3 protein-coding genes (1 of these 3 only partly in view) are annotated in these 17,875 nt (G+C 72.8%); 1 reads left to right on the top strand and 2 read right to left on the bottom strand.

What is annotated here, in order from left to right:
* Both ACGFIV_RS15130 and ACGFIV_RS15125 read right to left on the bottom strand, forming a co-directional pair.
* On the bottom strand, nucleotides 1-4,049 hold the 5' portion of the coding sequence (locus tag ACGFIV_RS15130; RefSeq protein WP_392835166.1) for an amino acid adenylation domain-containing protein. Its footprint begins 17,947 nt before the window's first position; only the first 4,049 of its 21,996 coding nucleotides appear in the window; it begins with the start codon at nucleotides 4,047-4,049; its stop codon lies off the left edge, out of view.
* The gene (locus ACGFIV_RS15125; RefSeq protein WP_392835163.1) at nucleotides 4,046-17,695 is read right to left on the bottom strand and encodes an SDR family NAD(P)-dependent oxidoreductase; all 13,650 of its coding nucleotides are present in this window, start codon (nucleotides 17,693-17,695) and stop codon (nucleotides 4,046-4,048) included. Before ACGFIV_RS15125 ends, ACGFIV_RS15130 begins: the two co-directional genes overlap by 4 nt.
* Between ACGFIV_RS15125 and ACGFIV_RS15120 the strand changes: the two genes are divergently transcribed.
* Nucleotides 17,696-17,875, top strand: coding sequence for a hypothetical protein (locus tag ACGFIV_RS15120; RefSeq protein ID WP_358551175.1), 180 nt, complete (start codon nucleotides 17,696-17,698; stop codon nucleotides 17,873-17,875).

Here is a 17,875-nt window from a genome sequence, read left to right as displayed (position 1 = left end):
GCGTCCGCGGCGCGGCGGATCAGTAGCACGGCGACGCCCTCGCCGCCGGCCATGCCGTCGGCTTCGGCGTCGAAGGCCTTGACGCGGCCGTCGCTGGAGAGGTTGAGGCCGGGCTGGTGGACGTAGCCCCGGCTGTCGGCGCTCGCCGCGGACGCCGCGGCGACCAGCGCGAAGTCGGTCTCGCCGGAGCGCACCGCCTGGGCGGCCAGCGAGAGCGCGGTCAGCGACGAGGAGCAGTTCGAGTGCACGGACATGCTCGGTCCGCCGAAGCCGAGCTGCTGCGAGATCATCGAGGCGACGGTGCCGCCCTGGCTCATCACCCACGACAGGTACTGCTCCGGGGTCTCGACGACGCCGGTGGGCGCCCCGTCGGGGGGCGCGCCGTAGAAGTGGTTACCGTGGGTGACGTAGACGGCGGTGTCGGGGATGTCGCGGTGGTTGTACCCGGCGTCCTCGACGGCCTTCCAGGCGTGCAGGAGCAGTTGGCGGAACTGCGGGTCCATCAGGGCAACGTGATGCGGTGATAGCCGGAAGAACTCGCCGTCGAAGAGTTCCTTGCCGTCGATGGAGGAGCGCAGCGGTACGAAGCGCGGATCGCGCATGAGGTGCTCGGGCACTCCGGCGTCGCGCAGCTCCCGCTCGCTCCACCAGCGGGTCGCCGCGTCGCCTCGCGTGAGGTTCTCCCAGAACTCCCAGTGGTCGTCGGCGTTCGCTAAGCGGCAGGCGATGCCGACGACCGCGATCGCGTCCGGCGGCACCGGCTGGGCCTGTTCCGGGGCCGGGCGGTCGGCCTCGGCCGGCATGTCGTCGTCCGCCTCGTCGCGCGGCGCCGCCGTCGTGGACACGTACTCGGCGATGGCGCGGACGCTGCTGTGCTTGAACAGATCGGCGGCCGCGAAGGGGACCCCGAACTCGCTGCCGATGCGCTGCGCTAGCAGCACCGCCGTCAGCGAGTTGCCGCCCACCTCGAAGAAGGAGTCCGTCGGGGCGATGTCCGCGACCTGGAGGACCTCGCGCCAGCAAGCGAGGACCCCCTCCTCGGTCTCGGCACGCGAGGCATACGCGGCGTGCGAGGCCCGCGAGGCGTGTGGGGCGGGCCGGTTCGGCTCGGGTGCGAGCGAGATCTCACGCCGCATCAGCGCGTTGCGGTCCACCTTGCCGCTGCCCGTCAGCGGGACGGCGTCGAGCGCGACGTAGAAGTCGGGGACCATGTACGCCGGAAGGCTCGCACGCAGATGCTCCTTGAAGGCCGCGGCGGCGCCCGCCCGCTCACGGGCGGGCACGTAGTACGCGACGAGATGCTTCGCCGCGTCCTCGCCGCGCGCGACGACGACGCACTGCGCGACGTCCTCGTGCCGGCCCAGGTGGTACTCGATGTCGCCCGGTTCGATGCGGTAGCCGCGGATCTTCACCTGGAAGTCCAGCCGTCCGAGGTACTCGATCTCGCCGTCGTCGGTCCAGCGGGCCAGATCACCGGTGCGGTAGATCCGGCCGCCGAGCGCGGTCGTGTGGTCGACGAACTTCTCCGCGGTCAGCTCGGGGCGGTTCACATAGCCGTCGGCGAGCCCGGTGCCGGCGATGCACAGCTCCCCGCTCTCGCCGGCGGGCACCGGCCGCAGCCGTCCGTCGAGGATGTGGACCTCGGTGCTAGGGAGGGGCCGGCCGATGGTGATCGGGGCGTCGGCGCGCACGAGCGTGCCGGTGGAGTACACCGTGGTCTCGGTCGGGCCGTAGAGGTTCCACAGCTCGGTGTCGGTGCTTAGGAACTGCTCCTTGAGCGTGCGGGAGAGGGCCTCGCCGCCGCAGAAGGCCCTCAGGCCCTCCGGGTTGCGCCAGCCGGAGTGGAAGAGCATGCTCCAGGCGGCCGGTGTGGCCTGCATAACGGTCGGCCGCACGCGCGCGATGCGCTCCTTGAGCCGCTCGACGTCCTTGAGCGTCGCGCTGTCGCAGACGTGGCAGCGTCCGCCGCGGACCAGCGGCAGGAACAGCTCCACCTGCGCCATGTCGAAGCTGATCGTGGTGACGGCGAAGAGCGTGTCCGTACGGTCCAGTCCGGGCTCTTCGGCCAGCGAGCGCAGCAGGTTGGTGAAGCCGCGGTGCGGGATCATCACGCCCTTGGGCTTTCCGGTGCTCCCAGAGGTGTAGATGACGTACGCCAGGTCGTACTCGGTCGCCGTGACCTCCGCGCGGTCGCCCCGGGCCGCGGCCTCGGCGAGTTCGGCGCGCTGCTCGTCCAGCACCACGAGGCCGCCCGCCGCCCTGGCTCCCCGGCCGGCGAACAGGCCCCGGGCCTGCTCCTTGTGGCGAGACTGGGTGACGACGAGGGACGTGCCGCTGTCCGTGACGATGTCGGACAGGCGGGCGGCAGGCAGTTCGGGGTCGAGGGGCACGTAGGCCGCACCGGCCTTGAGGATGCCCAGCAGCGCCACGACCACGGCCGCCGACCGGTCCAGCAGGACGGTCACCAGATCGCCCCGCCGCACGCCGCGCGCCACCAGGTGCGCCGCCAGGGCGTCGCTGCGGCGGCCGAGTTCGCGGTACGTCAGGACCTCGTCGTCGGCCTCGACCGCGACGGCGTCGGGGTGGCGGCGCGCGGCCGCCTCGACCATGTCGTGCACGCACGGACCGTCGCCCTGAGCCGTGCCGGGCTCGTCGGAGATCCGGCACAGCTCACCGACCGGGACCGCCGGCTCGCCGGTCACGGCCTGGAGCAGGCGCAGATAGCGGTCCGCGAGCCGCTCGACGAAGTCCCGGGTGAACAGCTCGGGGTGGTACTTCCAGTGCAGCGTGTAGCCGTCACCGGTGCGCCACGCCTCCACCGAGAGCTCGTACTCGCCCTCCTGGTGCACATCGTGGACCAGCTCGTACGGGAGGCCGGGGCCGCCGATGCCGTCGAGGACGTCCTGGTAGATGAACGCCGTCTGGAAGATCGGGGAGCGCTCCGGGGCCTGGCCCTGCGGCAGTTCGCCGACCAGGGCCGCGAATGGGTAGCTGTGTAGCATCCCGTCGACGAGGTCGCGCTGCACCCGGCCCGCCATCTGCCGGAAGGGCTCGTCCTCCTCGAGGCTCACCCGCACCGGCACCATGTTGATCATGAGGCCCATGGCCTCGGCGAGCGCCTCGTCCGCGCGCTCATTCACGGGCACGCCGACGACGAACTCCCGGTCGTCCGAGTACGTGGCCAGCACCGCCGCATAGGCGCTCAGCATCAGCGCCGAGGGGGTCACCCCCCAGCGGGCGGCCGACTCCGCGATCCCGGAGGCCAGCGCGGCCGGCAGCTCGCTCAGGTAGGTGTCTCCGGCGAACCGGTCCACGACCTGGCTGTGCGGCCGGTCGGTGGGCAGGTTCAGAGTCGGCAGCGGCCCCGCCAGCTTCTGACGCCAGTGGGCGAGCAACCCGGCGCACCGCGCGGGCAGGGTGGCCTGCTGCCGGTCCACGAAGTCGTGGAAGGCCGCCGCCGGTGCCGCCGGGTCGGGCTCGGCTCCGGCCAGGACGCGCGCATATGCCTCGAACAGCGCGCGCATCAGGATCCGGGCCGAGGTGCCGTCGAAGACGATGTGGTGGACGCTGACCAGCACGATCGACTCGTCCGCGGGGCGGGTGAAGACGCGGATGCGGACCAGCGCCTCCCCCTCCATCGCGAACGGGCGCTTGTGCTCGCGTTCGACGGCGGCCAGCGCTTCGGCGTCCGGGAGAGCCGATAGGTCCACCTCGGCTAAGTCGGGCTCACGACCGGGGTCCACCGACTGGTACGGCCCGTCCTCGTCGCTGCCGATCACCGTGGTGAGCACCGGGTGGCACTCGGACACGGCACGCCATGCCCGCAGGAACGCGGCGGTGTCCAGGCTACGGACGCGGAAGCACAGCGGCACGTTGTAGGCGGTGGCCCCGGGGTACGCCTTCTGCAGCGCCCACAGGCCGCGCTGACCCTCGGAGAGCGGGTACGTCCGCGCTCCCGACCTGAGCCGCCTCAGCAGGTCCCCGACCTCGGTGTCGGTGATCTTCCCGGCCCTGTAGTCGGCGATCAGGGCGCTGAGCTCGTGCTTCACTTCGTGCTTCTCTCTGCGTCGAGGAGCGCTATCGCGTCGTCGAGGTCCAAGGCGCCCGTCCCCAACCGCTCTAGCAGGCTGAGGACTTCGGGCCGCGGTGGGGCGGCTGGTGCCGTGAGCGGCTGCGGTCCCGCGTCGTCCCGGACCAGACGGGCCACCCGGTCGGGGTGGGCGCCGGTGAGGTGGGCGGCGAGCCCGGCGACCGTCGTGTGCTCGAAGAGCGTGCTCGGCACGAAGCCGGGCGCGATGGTCGCGTCCAGCTCCCGGGTCAGCCTGACGGCGCCCAGCGAGCTGAGGCCCAGCTCCAGAAAGCCCGTGTGTACGGGGATCTCCTCCGCGGCGCGGCCGAGTTGAGCGGCGAGCAGCTGCCGCACGAAACCGCGCGCCCTGGCCTCAGAGGACGCGTGGTCCTGCGCCGGGAGCGGTTCGCTCGCGGCGGCGAAGCGCCAGACCGGGCCAGCCGCGAGGGTCCGGGGCTGACGGGCCTCGGGTTCCGTGGCGGCGGCCGGGGCCGACGGCTCCGGCAGCGACTCGGTGGTCGGTGCGGCCGCAGCTATCCAGTGGCGCTCCCTGGCGAACGGGTACGTGGGCAGGTGCAGTCGCCGCGGCGTCCGCCCGTGGAGGCGGTGCCAGGGGACGTCGTAGCCCTCCAGCCACAGCTCGGCGATCTTGCTCCAGTGACCCTGGGCGGACCACCGGGAGACCAGGTCGTCGAGGACGTCGTCCTCATCCAGCAGCCGCGACTCCCGCGGGAGGTCCTCGGCGCGGGCCCACCACACGTTCGCCGGCCGCGTGCCCCGCAGGAAGCCACGCAGGGCGTCCTTCACCTCGTCGAGGCCGTGGGCCAGCAGCACCAGGCGCTCCTCCAGCGCCACGCGGCCGCTCTGCAGGGTGTGGGCGAGGGCCGCCAGGTCGACGTGGTCCCGCGCGTCGAGGAAGCCCAGGAGCCGCTCGGCGTAGGCGCGCAGCCGGTCCTCGTTCTTCGCGGACAGCGGGACGAGCACAGCGCCGGACGCGGCGGCGGGCCGCGGATCGCACGGACCGGGCGCCTCTTCGAGCACGACATGGGCGTTGGCGCCCGTGGCGCCGAAGGCGCTGACGCCCGCCCGGCGCGGGGAACCCGCCCCGGGCGTGACGACGGTCCACTCCTGCGTCTCCGTCTGGAGGCGGAATGGTGAGCCGTCGAGGTCGAGGTACGGGTTGTCCCGTTCCGCCCGGACGAGCGGGGTGAGCGTCCTGCGGTGGAGCTGGAGCACGGCCTTGGTCAGGCCGCCGATGCCGGCGGCCGCCTCAGCGTGCCCGATGGCGGACTTGAGGGAGCCCAGGGAGCAGAAGCCGGTGCGTTCCGTCCGCCTGCCGAAGGCCCGCTCCAGGCCCTGCAGTTCCATCAGGTCGCCGATCTCGGTGCCGGTGCCGTGGGCCTCCAGGCAGCCGAGCGAGGCCGGGTCGACGCCGGCCCGGTCGAGGCAGTCGGTGATCACCGCTTCCTGCGCGGCCGCCGACGGCACACGGAAGCCGGGGGTACGCCCGGAGTGGTTGACCGCGCTGCCCTTGATCACCGCGTAGACGGCGTCGCCGTCCTGAAGTGCCTTCTCCAGCGGCTTCAGCAGCACGGCACCCACGGCCTCGGCCGGAACATAGCCGTCTCCCCCGGCGCCGAAGGAGCGTGCGGGCCGGTCCTGTGCGAGCAGCCCGAGCCCGCCGTACGTCCGGTACTTGGCCGGATGCAGGGACAGGTTGACCCCGCCGGCGATCGCCGCCTCGCACTCGCCCCGGCGCAGCGCCTCGACGGCCAGGTGCACGGCGTTGAGCGAGGAGGCGCACACCGTGTCGACGGCCAGGGACGGGCCGTGGAAGTCGCAGACGTGCGAGACGCGGTGGGCGACGGTCGCCGCGTTGAGGGCCAGGGGGATGCGCTGCCCCCGGCGCACGGCCTCCTCCTGGAGCAGTGCGTAGTCCTGGTGCATGACGCCGACGTACACGCCCACGGCGCGCCGCGGGCCGGTGCCGCGGCCCCCGGCGAGCTCGGCCGGGGTGTAGCCGGCGTCCTCGATCGCCTCCCAGCAGACCTCCAGGAACAGGCGTTCCTGCGGGTCGAGGAGGGCGGCCTCGTCCGCCGGGATGCCGAAGAATCCGGCGTCGAAGCAGTCGACGTCGTCCAGGAACCCGCCCCAGCGGGACCCATCCGGCACCTCGCCGTGCGGCCAGCGGGTCTCCGGGACCTCGGTGATGCAGTCCCGTCCCGCCTTCAGATTCTCCCAGAACTCGGCGAGGTCCCGGGCCTTGGGATAGCGGCCGGCCATGCCGACGACGGCGATGTCCCCGGGGCCGCCTGTGCCGCTCACGTCGGGGGTCTGCTCATCGCCCGCTGCCGCATCGGCCCTCGGACCCTCGGCCCCGGTGACCGGGTGCGCACCAGCGAGATGCCGGGCCAGCTCGGCCACCGTGGGGTGCTCGAAGAGCAGCGTCGGGGAGAGCCGCGTGTCCAGCGCCTCTTCCAGGCGGGTCGCCGCCTGGAGCAGTTTCGCGGAGTCCAGCCCCATCTCGTAGTAGCTCGTGGTCGTGGAGACCTGGTTCGGGGGGACGCCGAGCTGCTCGGCGACCACGGACCGGACCACCTCGGTGACCCGGCGGCCGTCGACTTCCACCACCGTGGCCGCCGTCGCGGGAGCGGACGGCCGAGCCGTGTCGGCACCCCCGCGCGCGGGGTTGATGTGTCCAGCCTGGCGCACCGCCTTGCCGGTGTACTCCGCCAGCGCGCCGACCTTCCGCCCGTCGGCGTCGAAGAACTCCATGGTGAAGGTGAGGAGTTCCGCGTGCAGGTCGACGGAGTCCCGGCGGATGCGCGTCACACAGGCGTCGCGCAGCGGCGCGGCAGCCCGGAAGGACTTGTAGAACAACGGCAGGAACAGGCGTGACTCGCCGCGGGACGGCCCGGCGAGGACGTCGCTGGCCGCGACCGCGCTGCCGTCGATCAGGGCGGGGTGGAAGAGGTGGTCCTCCGGGTTCTCCCCCTCGTCTGCACGGACCCGCACCCAGAGTGCCTCGGGGGTGTCGGCGACCGAGCCGTGGGCCTTCATGGGGCCCGAGTGGGCCAGCTCCAGCTCCCGGTAGCCCCGGTACACCTCGTCGAGGCTCTTGGCCCCGGCGTCCTCGGGGACCTGGGCGCGCTCGTCATAGGACGTCGGAGCCACTCGGTGCATCTCGGCCGTGATGTAGCGCCCGGCGGCATCGCCGGCCTCGATACGCCAGCTGTCCGCGGTATCGCGGCGTGCCTCGATCCGGATGTCCAGGGCGCTGTCATCCACCGCGAGCGGACGGTAGATGGATAAGTTTCGCAGTTCGAGCCCCTCGCAGGCCGCACCGGACTCGGCGAAGCACCGGTACAACAGGTCGATCCAGGCCAGTCCGGGCAGCAGCCGGCGGCCGTAGACCCGGTGGTGATCCAGGACCGGGTGCGCGGGATCGAGGCGCCTGATCCATACGGTGGTGTCGTCGGGCACGACAGGGCCCGCGGTGCGCACGTCGGTGCGCGTCAGCTCGGGAAGGGCCACCGGCCCTCGGCGCACCGCGCCGGGAGGCGCGCTGTACCGGCCGACGATGACATGCCCGTTGGTGCCGCCGTCGGCGAAGCTGCTGAGCGCCGCGTACGACAGGTCGGCCGCCTCGGCCCGGCGGGGGAAGGCGAGGCCGGCCGCGTTGACGGAGAAGTGCTCCATCGGCTGGTGGCCCGACAGGAAGGGCACCAGGCGCTGGTGGTGCACCATCAGCGCCACCTTGATGAAGGCGGCGATGCCCTCGGCGCACAGCGGATGCCCGATGTTGGGCTTCATGGAACCGAGGTGCAGCACGGGGCTCGTATCGGTCGCCCCGTCGCGGTACACAGCCTGGACGGCTTTGAGTTCGAGCAGGTCGGTCAGCTGGGAGCCGGAGCCGTTGGCCTCCAGGTAGCGCAGCTGCCCGGGAGAGCGGCCCGCCCGGCGCAGCGCGTCGCGCATCACCCGCTGCTGCGCCTGGAGGTTGGGCGTGGCAGGGCCAGCCGTACGTCCGTCGTTGTTGACGGCGATGCCCTCGACCACCGCGTACACCGTGTCCCCGTCGCGCTCCGCCTGCGCGAGCGGCTTGAGGACCACCACACCGGCGCCTTCGCCGAGCACGACCCCGGCCGCGTGGCGGTCGAACACATGGAACTCGCCGTCCTCGCGCAGCAGACCGCGGCGCCGGAACAGCTCGTGGTCCGAGGGGTCGGTCAGCAGGCTGACGCCCGCCACCACGGCGAGATCGACGGAGCCCGCCACCAGGGCGTCGGTGGCCAGCTTCATGGCCACCAGCGAGGAGGAGCAGGCGGTGTCCAGCACCATGGCCGGGCCCTGCCAGTTGAAGAACTGGGAGATGTTGGCCGCCAGGTAGTTCTGGCCGACCGCCATGATCGGATTGCGGGCCGCGTCCACCAGCCCGGCGTCCGCACGGCCGCGGCCCCGGGCTCCCACGTACACACCGGTGTTGCTGCCGTCGAGGTCGTCGAACCGGTATCCCGCGTGGTGGATCGCCTTGAGGCTCTCCTCCAGCAGCACCAGCGCCTGCGGGTCCATGGCCCGCACGTCCTCGGCGTGCAGCATGAAGTAGCCCGGGTCGAAGCCGTACACGTCGTCGACAACGCCGGCCGAGAAGTCGGCGGGCCTCCCCCACCGGTCCTCGGGGACCCTGCGGATGGCAGACCTGCCCTCGGACAGCAGGTCCCAGTAGGCGGCGAGGTCGGGTGCGCCGGGCAGGCGGCAGGCCATGCCGATGACGGCGACGGGCGCCGCGGCGGGCTCGGCGGGTCCGGCGGGGGCGGGGCGTGCGGGCTCCAAAGCCGACGCCGGGCTCCTGGGCTCCGGGGTGAGGGGTGCGGCCCCCGAGGCCGGGCGCGCGGGCTCCAGGGCCATCGGGGCAGGCGGCGCGGTGGCCGGCGATGCGGGTTCCCCCTCCGCGGTGGTGCTCGGGGCGCCGAACTCGGAGGCCACCTCCGCCGCGTACGTGTCGAGCAGCCAGGCCGTCAGGTCGTGCAGCGTGGAGTGTTCGAGGAGCGCCGAGGGGTCCAGAGTGACATCCAGGCGTCGCCGGATCCTCTGCAGCACCTGGGCCAGGAGGATCGAGTCGGCACCGTAGTCGGCGTACGAGGTGCGCGCGTCGAGCACCCCGGGCTTCAGCCGGAGTTCGGCCTCGAAGGCCTCGCCGAGGAACGCCATGAGCCGCTCGGCCAGGGCGGAGCCGCCGACGTCGAAGGCGGGCGCGGGACCGGCGGGGTGCGTGGCGGGGCGGGGACCCGGGGCAGCGGCCGGGCGGCGCCTGGGGCGCAGCAGGGCGGCGGGGTCGAAGCGGGCGGCGTCGACGACCAGCGGCATGACGACCGGGGCGCGCCTCGACGTCAGGATCTCGTCGAGGAGGGCGAGGCCCTCGGCGTCGGTGATGCTGAGCATGCCGGTGTCGGTGTAGGCCTGGTTGGTGACCTCGCCGAATCCGGTGTCACGCCAGCTGGGCCACTGGATGCTCGTGACCGGCAGGGTTCCTTCGTACGCGTGGGCCACGTAGTCCAGGTAGGCGTTGCCCATGGCGTAGTCGCTCTGCCCGGCGCCCAGGGTGGGCACGGCCGCGGAGACGGAGGAGAACAGCAGCACGAACCGCGGCGCCGAGGCGTCCAGGGCGGCCAGCAGGTTGCGCGTGCCCTCGGTCTTAGGGGAGACCACTCGGGCGATGCCCGCGATGGACTTGCGGACGAACGCCGGGTTCTCCGTGTCGACCAGTCCGGCCGCGTGGACGACACCGGCGATCCTGCCCATCGATTCCTCTACGGAGCGCAGGCCCGCGCCGACCTCGTCGCCCCGGTCGAGCAGCAGCGCGAGCACGCGCACCTCGACACCCTCGGCCTCGAGGTCCAGTACCGCGCGGATCTTGCCGCGCACGGCGGGTTCGCAGGCGTCCGGGTCGTCCCACAACTGGCGCGGGGGCAGCGGGTCCCGGCCGATCAGCACGAGCCGCCGGACGCCGTACCGCCGCACCAGGTGCCGCGCGCACAGCATCCCGAGGCCGCGCGTGCCGCCGGTCACCAGGAGCACCTCGTCGTCGGCGAAGGTGAAGGCGGAGGCGTCGGTCGGCGCGGCCGGTTCGAGGTCGTCGAGCACGGGGGCGTAGCGGACGCCGTCCCGGTGGCAGACCTCCACCTCGTCGTCCGCTTCGTCTAGTTCGCGGCGGATGACGGCCGCCAGCCGTTCGTCGCCGGACACCGCGGGGTCCAGGTCGACATGGCGTGAGACAAGGCCGCCGTACTCGCTCTGGAGCATCCGGTAGAGCCCGGCGCGCGAGGCGCCGGCCAGGTCGGTCCGGGTGCGCGGGTGGGCTTCCAGTCCCTGGGTCACGTACAGCAGCCGCAGGTCGCGCGCCGCCTTGGCGGTGAGCAGCGTCTGGAGCAGCGCGAGCGACTCGCCGGACCGATCGTGCGCGGACAGGCCGGTGAGGTCGATCCAGGCGGAGCAGTCCTCGGCCCGGCGTCCGAGCCGCTGCTCGGCGCGGGGACCCGTCTCCACCAGGGTCGCGCCGTCGCACAGCCGGGCCAGCGCGGCGGCCAGGGGCGCGGTGGCGGCGTCATGCAGGACGACGACGGAGGCGGCCGCGTCGCCCGGCCGCGGGGCGGAGTGCGGCGCCGGGCGCCACCGCTTGGTGAGGAAACGGACCTCGCCGCGGGCCGGTTCGGCGGGGGTGGCATCAGGCACAGGTGCGGTCACGCTCGCCGCGAGCGCCTCCGGCACCCAGTGCCGTTCCCGAGCGAAGGGGTACGTCGGTGCGCTGATCCGGCGCGGTGCGCCGGCGGTGTGCAGTCCGCGCCAGTCGACCGACGCGCCGCGCACCCACAGGTCGGCGAGGCGGGACAGCTTGCCGTGCTCCAGCAACCGCCGCGTGGTCTCGGCGAGTTCGTCGGCGGGCAGGAGGGAGGCGAGGGTGTCGCGGGCGCGCTTGGCGTTGCCGCTGACGACGTCTTCGATGTCCCCGTCGCCCGCAAGGTACCGCTCCAGCTTGTCGGCGAGCGACGCCCAGGTGCCGGCCACGATCGCAAGACGCTCGTCCATGGCCTCGCGCCCGACCTGGAGGGTGTACGCCAGGTCCGCGGGTAGAGCCGTACCGGAGCCGGCGTCCTTCTCCCGTACGAATCGCAGCAGTTGAGCCGCGTAGGCGCGCAGGCGGTCCTCGTCCCTGGCGGACAGCGGGAACAGCACGGGCTGCCCGGAGGGCGGCGCCGGGCGCCGGTCGGTGTACTCCTCCACCAGCACATGGGCGTTGGAGCCGCCCGCGCCGAACGACGAGACACCGGCGAGCCGGGGCCGGACGCGGCCGTCGACGACGGGCCGTACCCACTCGCGCAGTTCCTGGTTGACGACGAACGGGGTCGCGGCGAAGTCGATGTTGGGGTTGAGCGTGCGGGAGTGCAGCGAGGGGGCGATCTGGCTGTGTTCCAGTTGCAGCAGGACCTTGGTGAGTCCGGCGATGCCCGCCGCGCTCTCGCAGTGGCCGATGTTCGACTTCACCGAGCCGAGGAGGCAGTACTGCCGCTCCGCGTCCTCGCCGAACGCCTGGCTGAGTCCGGTGATCTCGATGGGGTCGCCCAGCTTGGTGCCGGTGCCGTGCGCCTCGATGTAGCTGACGGCGCGGGGGTCGGCTCCGGCCTCGCGCAGCGCGTCGGCGATGGCCGCCTTCTGGGCTCGCGGGTTGGGCACGGTGTAGCCGTTGGTGCGGCCGCCGTGCGAGATGCCGATTCCCTTGATGACGCCGTAGATGTGGTCGCCGTCGCGTTCGGCGTCGCGCAGCGGCTTCAGTACGACGACTCCCACGCCCTCGCCCGGGATGTAGCCGTCCCCGCCGATGCCGAAGCTCTCGCAGTGGCCCTTGCCGGAGATGAACTGACCCGCGCTGAGGCTCAAGTACTTGTTGGGGTGGACGGTCACGTTGACACCGCCCGCGAACGCCAGCCTGGTGCGGCCGTCCCGCAGGTCCCGGCAGGCTAGCCCCAGCGCAGTCAGCGAGCTGGAGCACATCGTGTCCACGGTCATGCTCGGGCCGTGGAGGTTCATCACGTACGAGACGCGGTTGGCGACGCTGGCGAAGCTGCTGCCGACCGCGCTCGGGTTGCCGTGCGGGGTGCCGCCGCCGTTCCGGAACAGCAGTTGGTACTGGCTCCACATGACGCCCGCGTACACGCCGACCTGCCCGTCGATGCGCCGCAGGTCCTCGCGCGTGTGACCGGCATCCTCCAGCGCCGCCCAGGCGTGCTCAAGGAAGAGCCGCTCCTGCGGGTCCAGGAAGTCGGCCTCGTACGGCGAGATGTTGAAGAACAGCGGGTCGAAGCGGTCGACTTCGGCGATGAAGCCGCCCCACTTGCTGTAGTGGCGCCCGGGCTCGGTGCGGTCCCCGCTGTAGTACGCGCGCCAGTCCCAGCGGTCCTCGGGCACCTCCACGACACAGTCGCGGCCGTCGCGCAGGTTCTGCCAGAACTCGCGCAGGTCGCGGGCCTCGGGGTAGCGGCCGGAGACACCGATGATCGCGATGTCCAGGGCGGACGTCGCCGGCTGGGCGGGCTCGTGTACGGCCGTCCGCTCCGCTACGGGCGGCAGTGGCTCGCGCTCGGCCTCGCGGGGCGCGCCGGGCTGGGCGAACAGCTGCTCCAGGGCCGGCCGGTGCCGGTCGACGAAGTAGCCGGCCAGCTCGGACAGCGTGTAGTACTCGAACATCAGCGTCTTGGGCAGCGAGCCGAAGGTGGACTCCAGTGCGGCAGTCAGCTCGGTCGCCAGGATGGAGTCCATCCCGTAGGCCCCGAAAAGTTCGTCCGCGTCGAGCCCGTCCGCGACCAGGCCCGTGACGCGGGCCAGCGCCTGCTTGAGGAACCTGACCGTCTCCTCGGTGAGTTCGGGGCGGGTGCCGCCCCCGGAGGCGTCGTCCCCGGCCTGACCGGGCTCGGGTGCGGCATCGAGCAGGGCGCGAAGTCCCGCCTCGTCCCCGGCGCCGACAAGCACGTGCGGCTCGCCCGAGGCCAGGGCGCGGTGGAACGCCTCGACGCCGGCCGAGGTCGTCATCGGCACGAGCCCCGTGCGCACCCGGAGCGCCTCGCGTGTGGTGTCGTCGGCGCCCATGCCCCCGCTCGCCCACAGCGGCCAGCCGATGGCGACGGTACGGCCGCTGCGGGAGCCGGCCCGGACCAGCTCGTCCCTGCGGTGGGCGAAGGCGTCGAGGAAGGCGTTGGCTACGGCGTAGTCGGCCTGGCCGACGTTGCCGGTCGTGCCCATGATCGACGAGAACAGGGCGAAGAAGTCCAGTTCCGTGTCCCGGGTGGCCTCGTCCAGGCTCACCGCGCCGTCCAGCTTTGGGTGCAGGACCCGGGCGAACTCCGCCGCCGACTTCTTGAGCAGGAAGGCGTCGTGGAGCACGCCCGCGCAGTGCAGCACACCGTGCAGACCGCCGAAGCGGCGCACGAGGTCGGCGACGAGGTCGCGGGTGCCCTGCCGGTCGGCGACGTCCAGCACGTGGTACTCGACGGTCGCGCCCGCGTCGCGCAGGGCCGCGAGCCGCGCCTCCCTGTCCGCGGTCAGCGGGGAGCGGCCGGTCAGGCACAGCACCGCGCCCGGTGCCCGGCGGGCGATCTCCGCGGCGAACACGAGGCCGAGGCCGCCGGCGCCGCCGGGGACGAGGTACACGCCCCGCTCCCGCCACGGGACCTCTCCGGCGCCGTCCGCCGGCAGCGCGGCCAGGGGCTCCCAGCCGAGGACGTGCCGTCGACCGCCTTCGTAGCGCACCCGCTGGTCCTGCGGGGAACGGCTGTCGTCGTCCAGCGTCGCGGCCAGGGAGGCCGCCGTGGCGTCGGCCGGCATGGACAGGAGCTGGCCCACCAGGGCGGGGTTCTCCAGGTGCGCCGTCCGCAGCAGACCCGACAGTGCCTCGTGCAGCCGCCCGGCGCCGTCGGCGGGCACCAGCACCTGCACGAGCACCGGGCCCGCCGGCCTGCCCAGCAGGATGCCCTTGAGCGCCTGAAACAGCTCGATCGCCCGGGCGGCGACGGCCTGCTCGGGCCGGGTCCGCGGGTCGGAGGGGGTGGCCGGCCCGGACACGGCCTCCGGCTCCGCCGGGTCGAGGAACGTGATGTGCGGGGCCAGCGTACGGAGTTCCGCCAGGCGCTCCTCGAAGCCGCAGGCCAGCGCGACGCGCGCGGTGTAGCGGGGCGCCTGGCCGGAGGCGGCGGCCCGCTCGCTCCACGTCGGCCGGAGCAGCGTGACCCGCTCGGTGGCCCGCGGCGCGGCATCCGGGCGTCGGCGCGCGCAGTAGCCGCGCAGCGCCGCGAAGACACGGCCGTGCTCGTCGCAGAGGTCGATGTCCCAGCGCCGCACGTCGTCCGAGGAGCCGACGGCCTCACGCAGCCACGCGTACGCGGTGGCGGGAGTGGAGCCCCATACCATCAGGGAGTCGAGGGTGAACGGAAGCGCCGCGTTCCATTCGGGCGCCTGCGCGGCGCCGTCCGGCCGGGCGGCGTGGATCTCCGGCGCGTACACCGCCTGGAGCGCGCCGTCGAGCACGCTGGGGTGCAGCACGTAGTCGTCGCGTGTCGCCGCCACGCAGTCGGGTACGACCAGGGTCGCCAGCACCTCTCGCTCCCCCAGGCGCACCTCGCGCAGCGCCCGGTGGGCGGGTCCGTAGTCCAGTCCGGCGGCGCGCAGGGCCTCGTAGCACTCGTCTGCGCCGAGAACCGCCGTGTCCATACAGGCCGTCAGCGCCGCGAGGTCCAGCGGGGCGTGGGCGGTCGCGGGGCCGCGCGATCCCCGTCCGCGTGAGTGCGTCACCGTGTCCGTCGTGCCGTCGGGCCCGGTCGTGCGGATCTCGAAGCCGACCCGGTCGTCGGCGCCGTACGTCACGGTGGTGTGGACGGTGCGCGGAGCGTCCCCGACGACGACCGGACGCGACCACACCACGTCGTCCAGGCGTACGGACGCGCCCTCGCCCGACGCGGGCAGCGCACGGTAAACGGCCTCGCGCGCCAGCTCCAGAAAGGCGACGGCGGGCAGGACCGGCTCGTCCTGGACGCGGTGGTCGCGCAGAAAGAAGTCCTGCCGGGTGAACACGGACCGGTACGTCCGCGCGCCGTCCTCGTCCGTCGCCGTGCCGTGCAGCAGCGGGTGGCTCCCCGCCGGGCGCGCGGGCTCCTCGGCGTCGAGCCAGTAGCGGGTCCTGGCGAAGACGTGCGTCGGCAGGGGGACCCGGCGGGGCTCGGCGCCGTCCTCGTACAGCACCGCCCAGTCGACGGCCGCGCCGAGCACCCAGTCCTCGGCCAGCCGCGCCACGTCGCGCCCGGCCGGGCTCGGGGTGGTGGCACGGCCGACGCGCTTGGCTCGGCCGCGGAAACCGGCGGGCGCCGCCACGTCCTCACCGGAGACCACACGTGCCAGCAGGGTTTCGAGTGCTGCCGCGTCGGTGGCCAGCAGCGCCAGCCGCTCGGTCAGGGGTTCCCGGCCCACCTGGAGCGTGTGGGCCAGGTCCCGCAGAGCGGCCGGGTCGGGCCGCGTGGCGCGAAGGTGTGCGAGGAGCGACTCGGCCTGTCGTACGAGCTGCTCGCCGCTCTCCGCGGAGAGTACGACCGCCACAGGGGCCACCGCCGCGTCAGCGGGCGTCGAGCGGGGCGCGGGTACCGGGGGCTCCGCGACGATCACGTGTGCGTTGCTGCCGCCGGAGCCGAAGCTGCTCACCCCGGCGACGCGCACGCCGTCCGCCACGGGCGGCCAGTCACGGAGTCGGTCGACGACGGAGAACGGCGTCCCGTCGAGGGCGATCTTGGGGTTGAGGCGCTCATAGTGGAGCGAGGCGGGCAGTTGCCCGTACCGCAGGGATAAAACGATCTTCAGGAGCCCGGTGATGCCCGCGGCGGCTTCGAGGTGGCCGAGATTGGTCTTGACGGAGCCGAGCCCGCAGGGGGTGGTGCTGCCGGCGAAGGCACGGGTGAGGCCCTGGACCTCGATCGGGTCGCCAAGCGCGGTGCCGGTGCCGTGTGCCTCGACGTACGTCACGTCGGCGGGCGTCACGCGTGCGTCGGCCAGCGCCGCGGAGACCAGGCTCGCCTGCATCCGCGCGCTGGGCACGGTCAGCCCGCCCGCCTGGCCGCCGTGGTTGGTGGCGCTGCCCTTGATCACGGCGTGCACGTGGTCGCCGTCCGCGAGCGCGTTGGCCAGCGGCTTGAGCAGCATGACCACGCCGCCCTCGGAGCGGACATAGCCGTTGGCGGACGCGTCGAAGGTCTTGCACAGGCCGTCCGGCGACAGCATGCCCGCCTGATGGTAGGCGACGCTCGCGGCCGGATGGCACAGAACGTTCACCCCGCCGACCAGGGCGGCCTCGCAGTCGCCCGCGCGCAGCGCCCGGACGGCCTGGTGGACGGCGACCAGAGAGCTGGAGCAGGCGGTGTCCACCTGGATGCTCGGTCCGCGCAGGTCGAAAAAGTAGGAGACCCTGTTGGCGATGATCGCCATGGAGGTGGCCAGCCCGCTGTGCGCGCGCACCGGCAGCTGCCGGGTGTCCATGACGCGCTGGTAGTCCGAGCCGCTGGCCCCGATGAACACGCCGATCGAGGCGCCCGAGACGGCACTCGCCGCACATCCGGCGTCCTCCAGGCAGGCCCAGCTCAGCTCCAGCATCCAGCGCTGCTGGGGGTCCATGCGCCGGGCCTCGTTCGGCGTGATCCGGAACAGCCCGGCCTCGAAGCAATCACCGTCCGTGACGAATCCGCCCCGGTCGATTCCCGGGTGGGTCTCGGGGCCGATGCCGTCGGGCCACTGCCAGCGGCCGTCAGGCAGCGGCCCTACGGCCGTGCCGCGGTCCGCGAGGAGGCGCCACAGCTCGGTATAGTGGTCGATGCCTCCGGGCAGCCGGCAGGCCATGCCGACGATCGCGATGTCCTGCCCACCCGGCGCCGGTGTGCTGCGGACGTCCGGCTGCTCCGGATCGGTCTCCTCCCGGAGACCGTCGAGATAATCCACAATCTTCGAGCCGGTGTTGCACTCGAAGAAGAACAGCGCTCCGAGCTGAATGCCGTACCGGCCCTGTATCCTGTCCTGGAGATCGAGAAGACTCGCCGAGTCGATTCCCAGCTCGAACAGCGGGCTTTCCAGCAGGATTTCACCGGACCGGTCCGATTCCGCGGCACCCGCCGTTTCCTCCAGGAATTCCCGCACCTCATCGGTCAGCACCTCAAGCGGAGGAATGTCGGCGGCCTTTTCGGCTGCGGTCCGCTCCAACTGCCGGACCCGTTCCCGGCGGCCGTCAAGGTCGTATTCGACCAGGACGCCGTTTCCCCGGTTGACGGTGTCGGCGGGCCGGTAATCCGGCACGAGTCGGCGTATCTCGGCGCCGTGCAGCTGGTGCATCCGCAGCACGGTGTCGAGGCAACGCCCTTGCCCGTTACGGGCGTTGATGTACTCGGCGAGCTCCCAGCCGGGGTGCCGCTCGAAGTCGTGGCAGCGGGTGACGCCGACCACGGTCCAGACCTTCGCCTCCTCATGGCACCACGTCAGGAGGTGTTCCAGGAGGGCGTCCCCGTAGCCGAAGCTGTGCATGCGGGGGTCGATGTTCAGGGACAGCACATGGGCGATGGCACCGTCCGCGCGGTGCAGCCGGTCCGCGGTGTCGAACCGTGCGGAGCCCAGTTCGCCAATGTCGGCGATGCGCTGCGAGTAGATGACCCCGCACACGCCGTCATCGGTCTCAACGACGAATTGCCCGGCGGGATTGACGGCCAGTCGGCGCTCGATGATGCCGCGTGA

Source organism: Sphaerisporangium sp. NPDC049003 (assembly GCF_043197795.1).
Lineage (GTDB): Bacteria > Actinomycetota > Actinomycetes > Streptosporangiales > Streptosporangiaceae > Sphaerisporangium.
The sequence above is the reverse complement of the archived record's forward strand: the minus strand, read 5'-3'. Positions and strand labels throughout refer to the sequence as shown.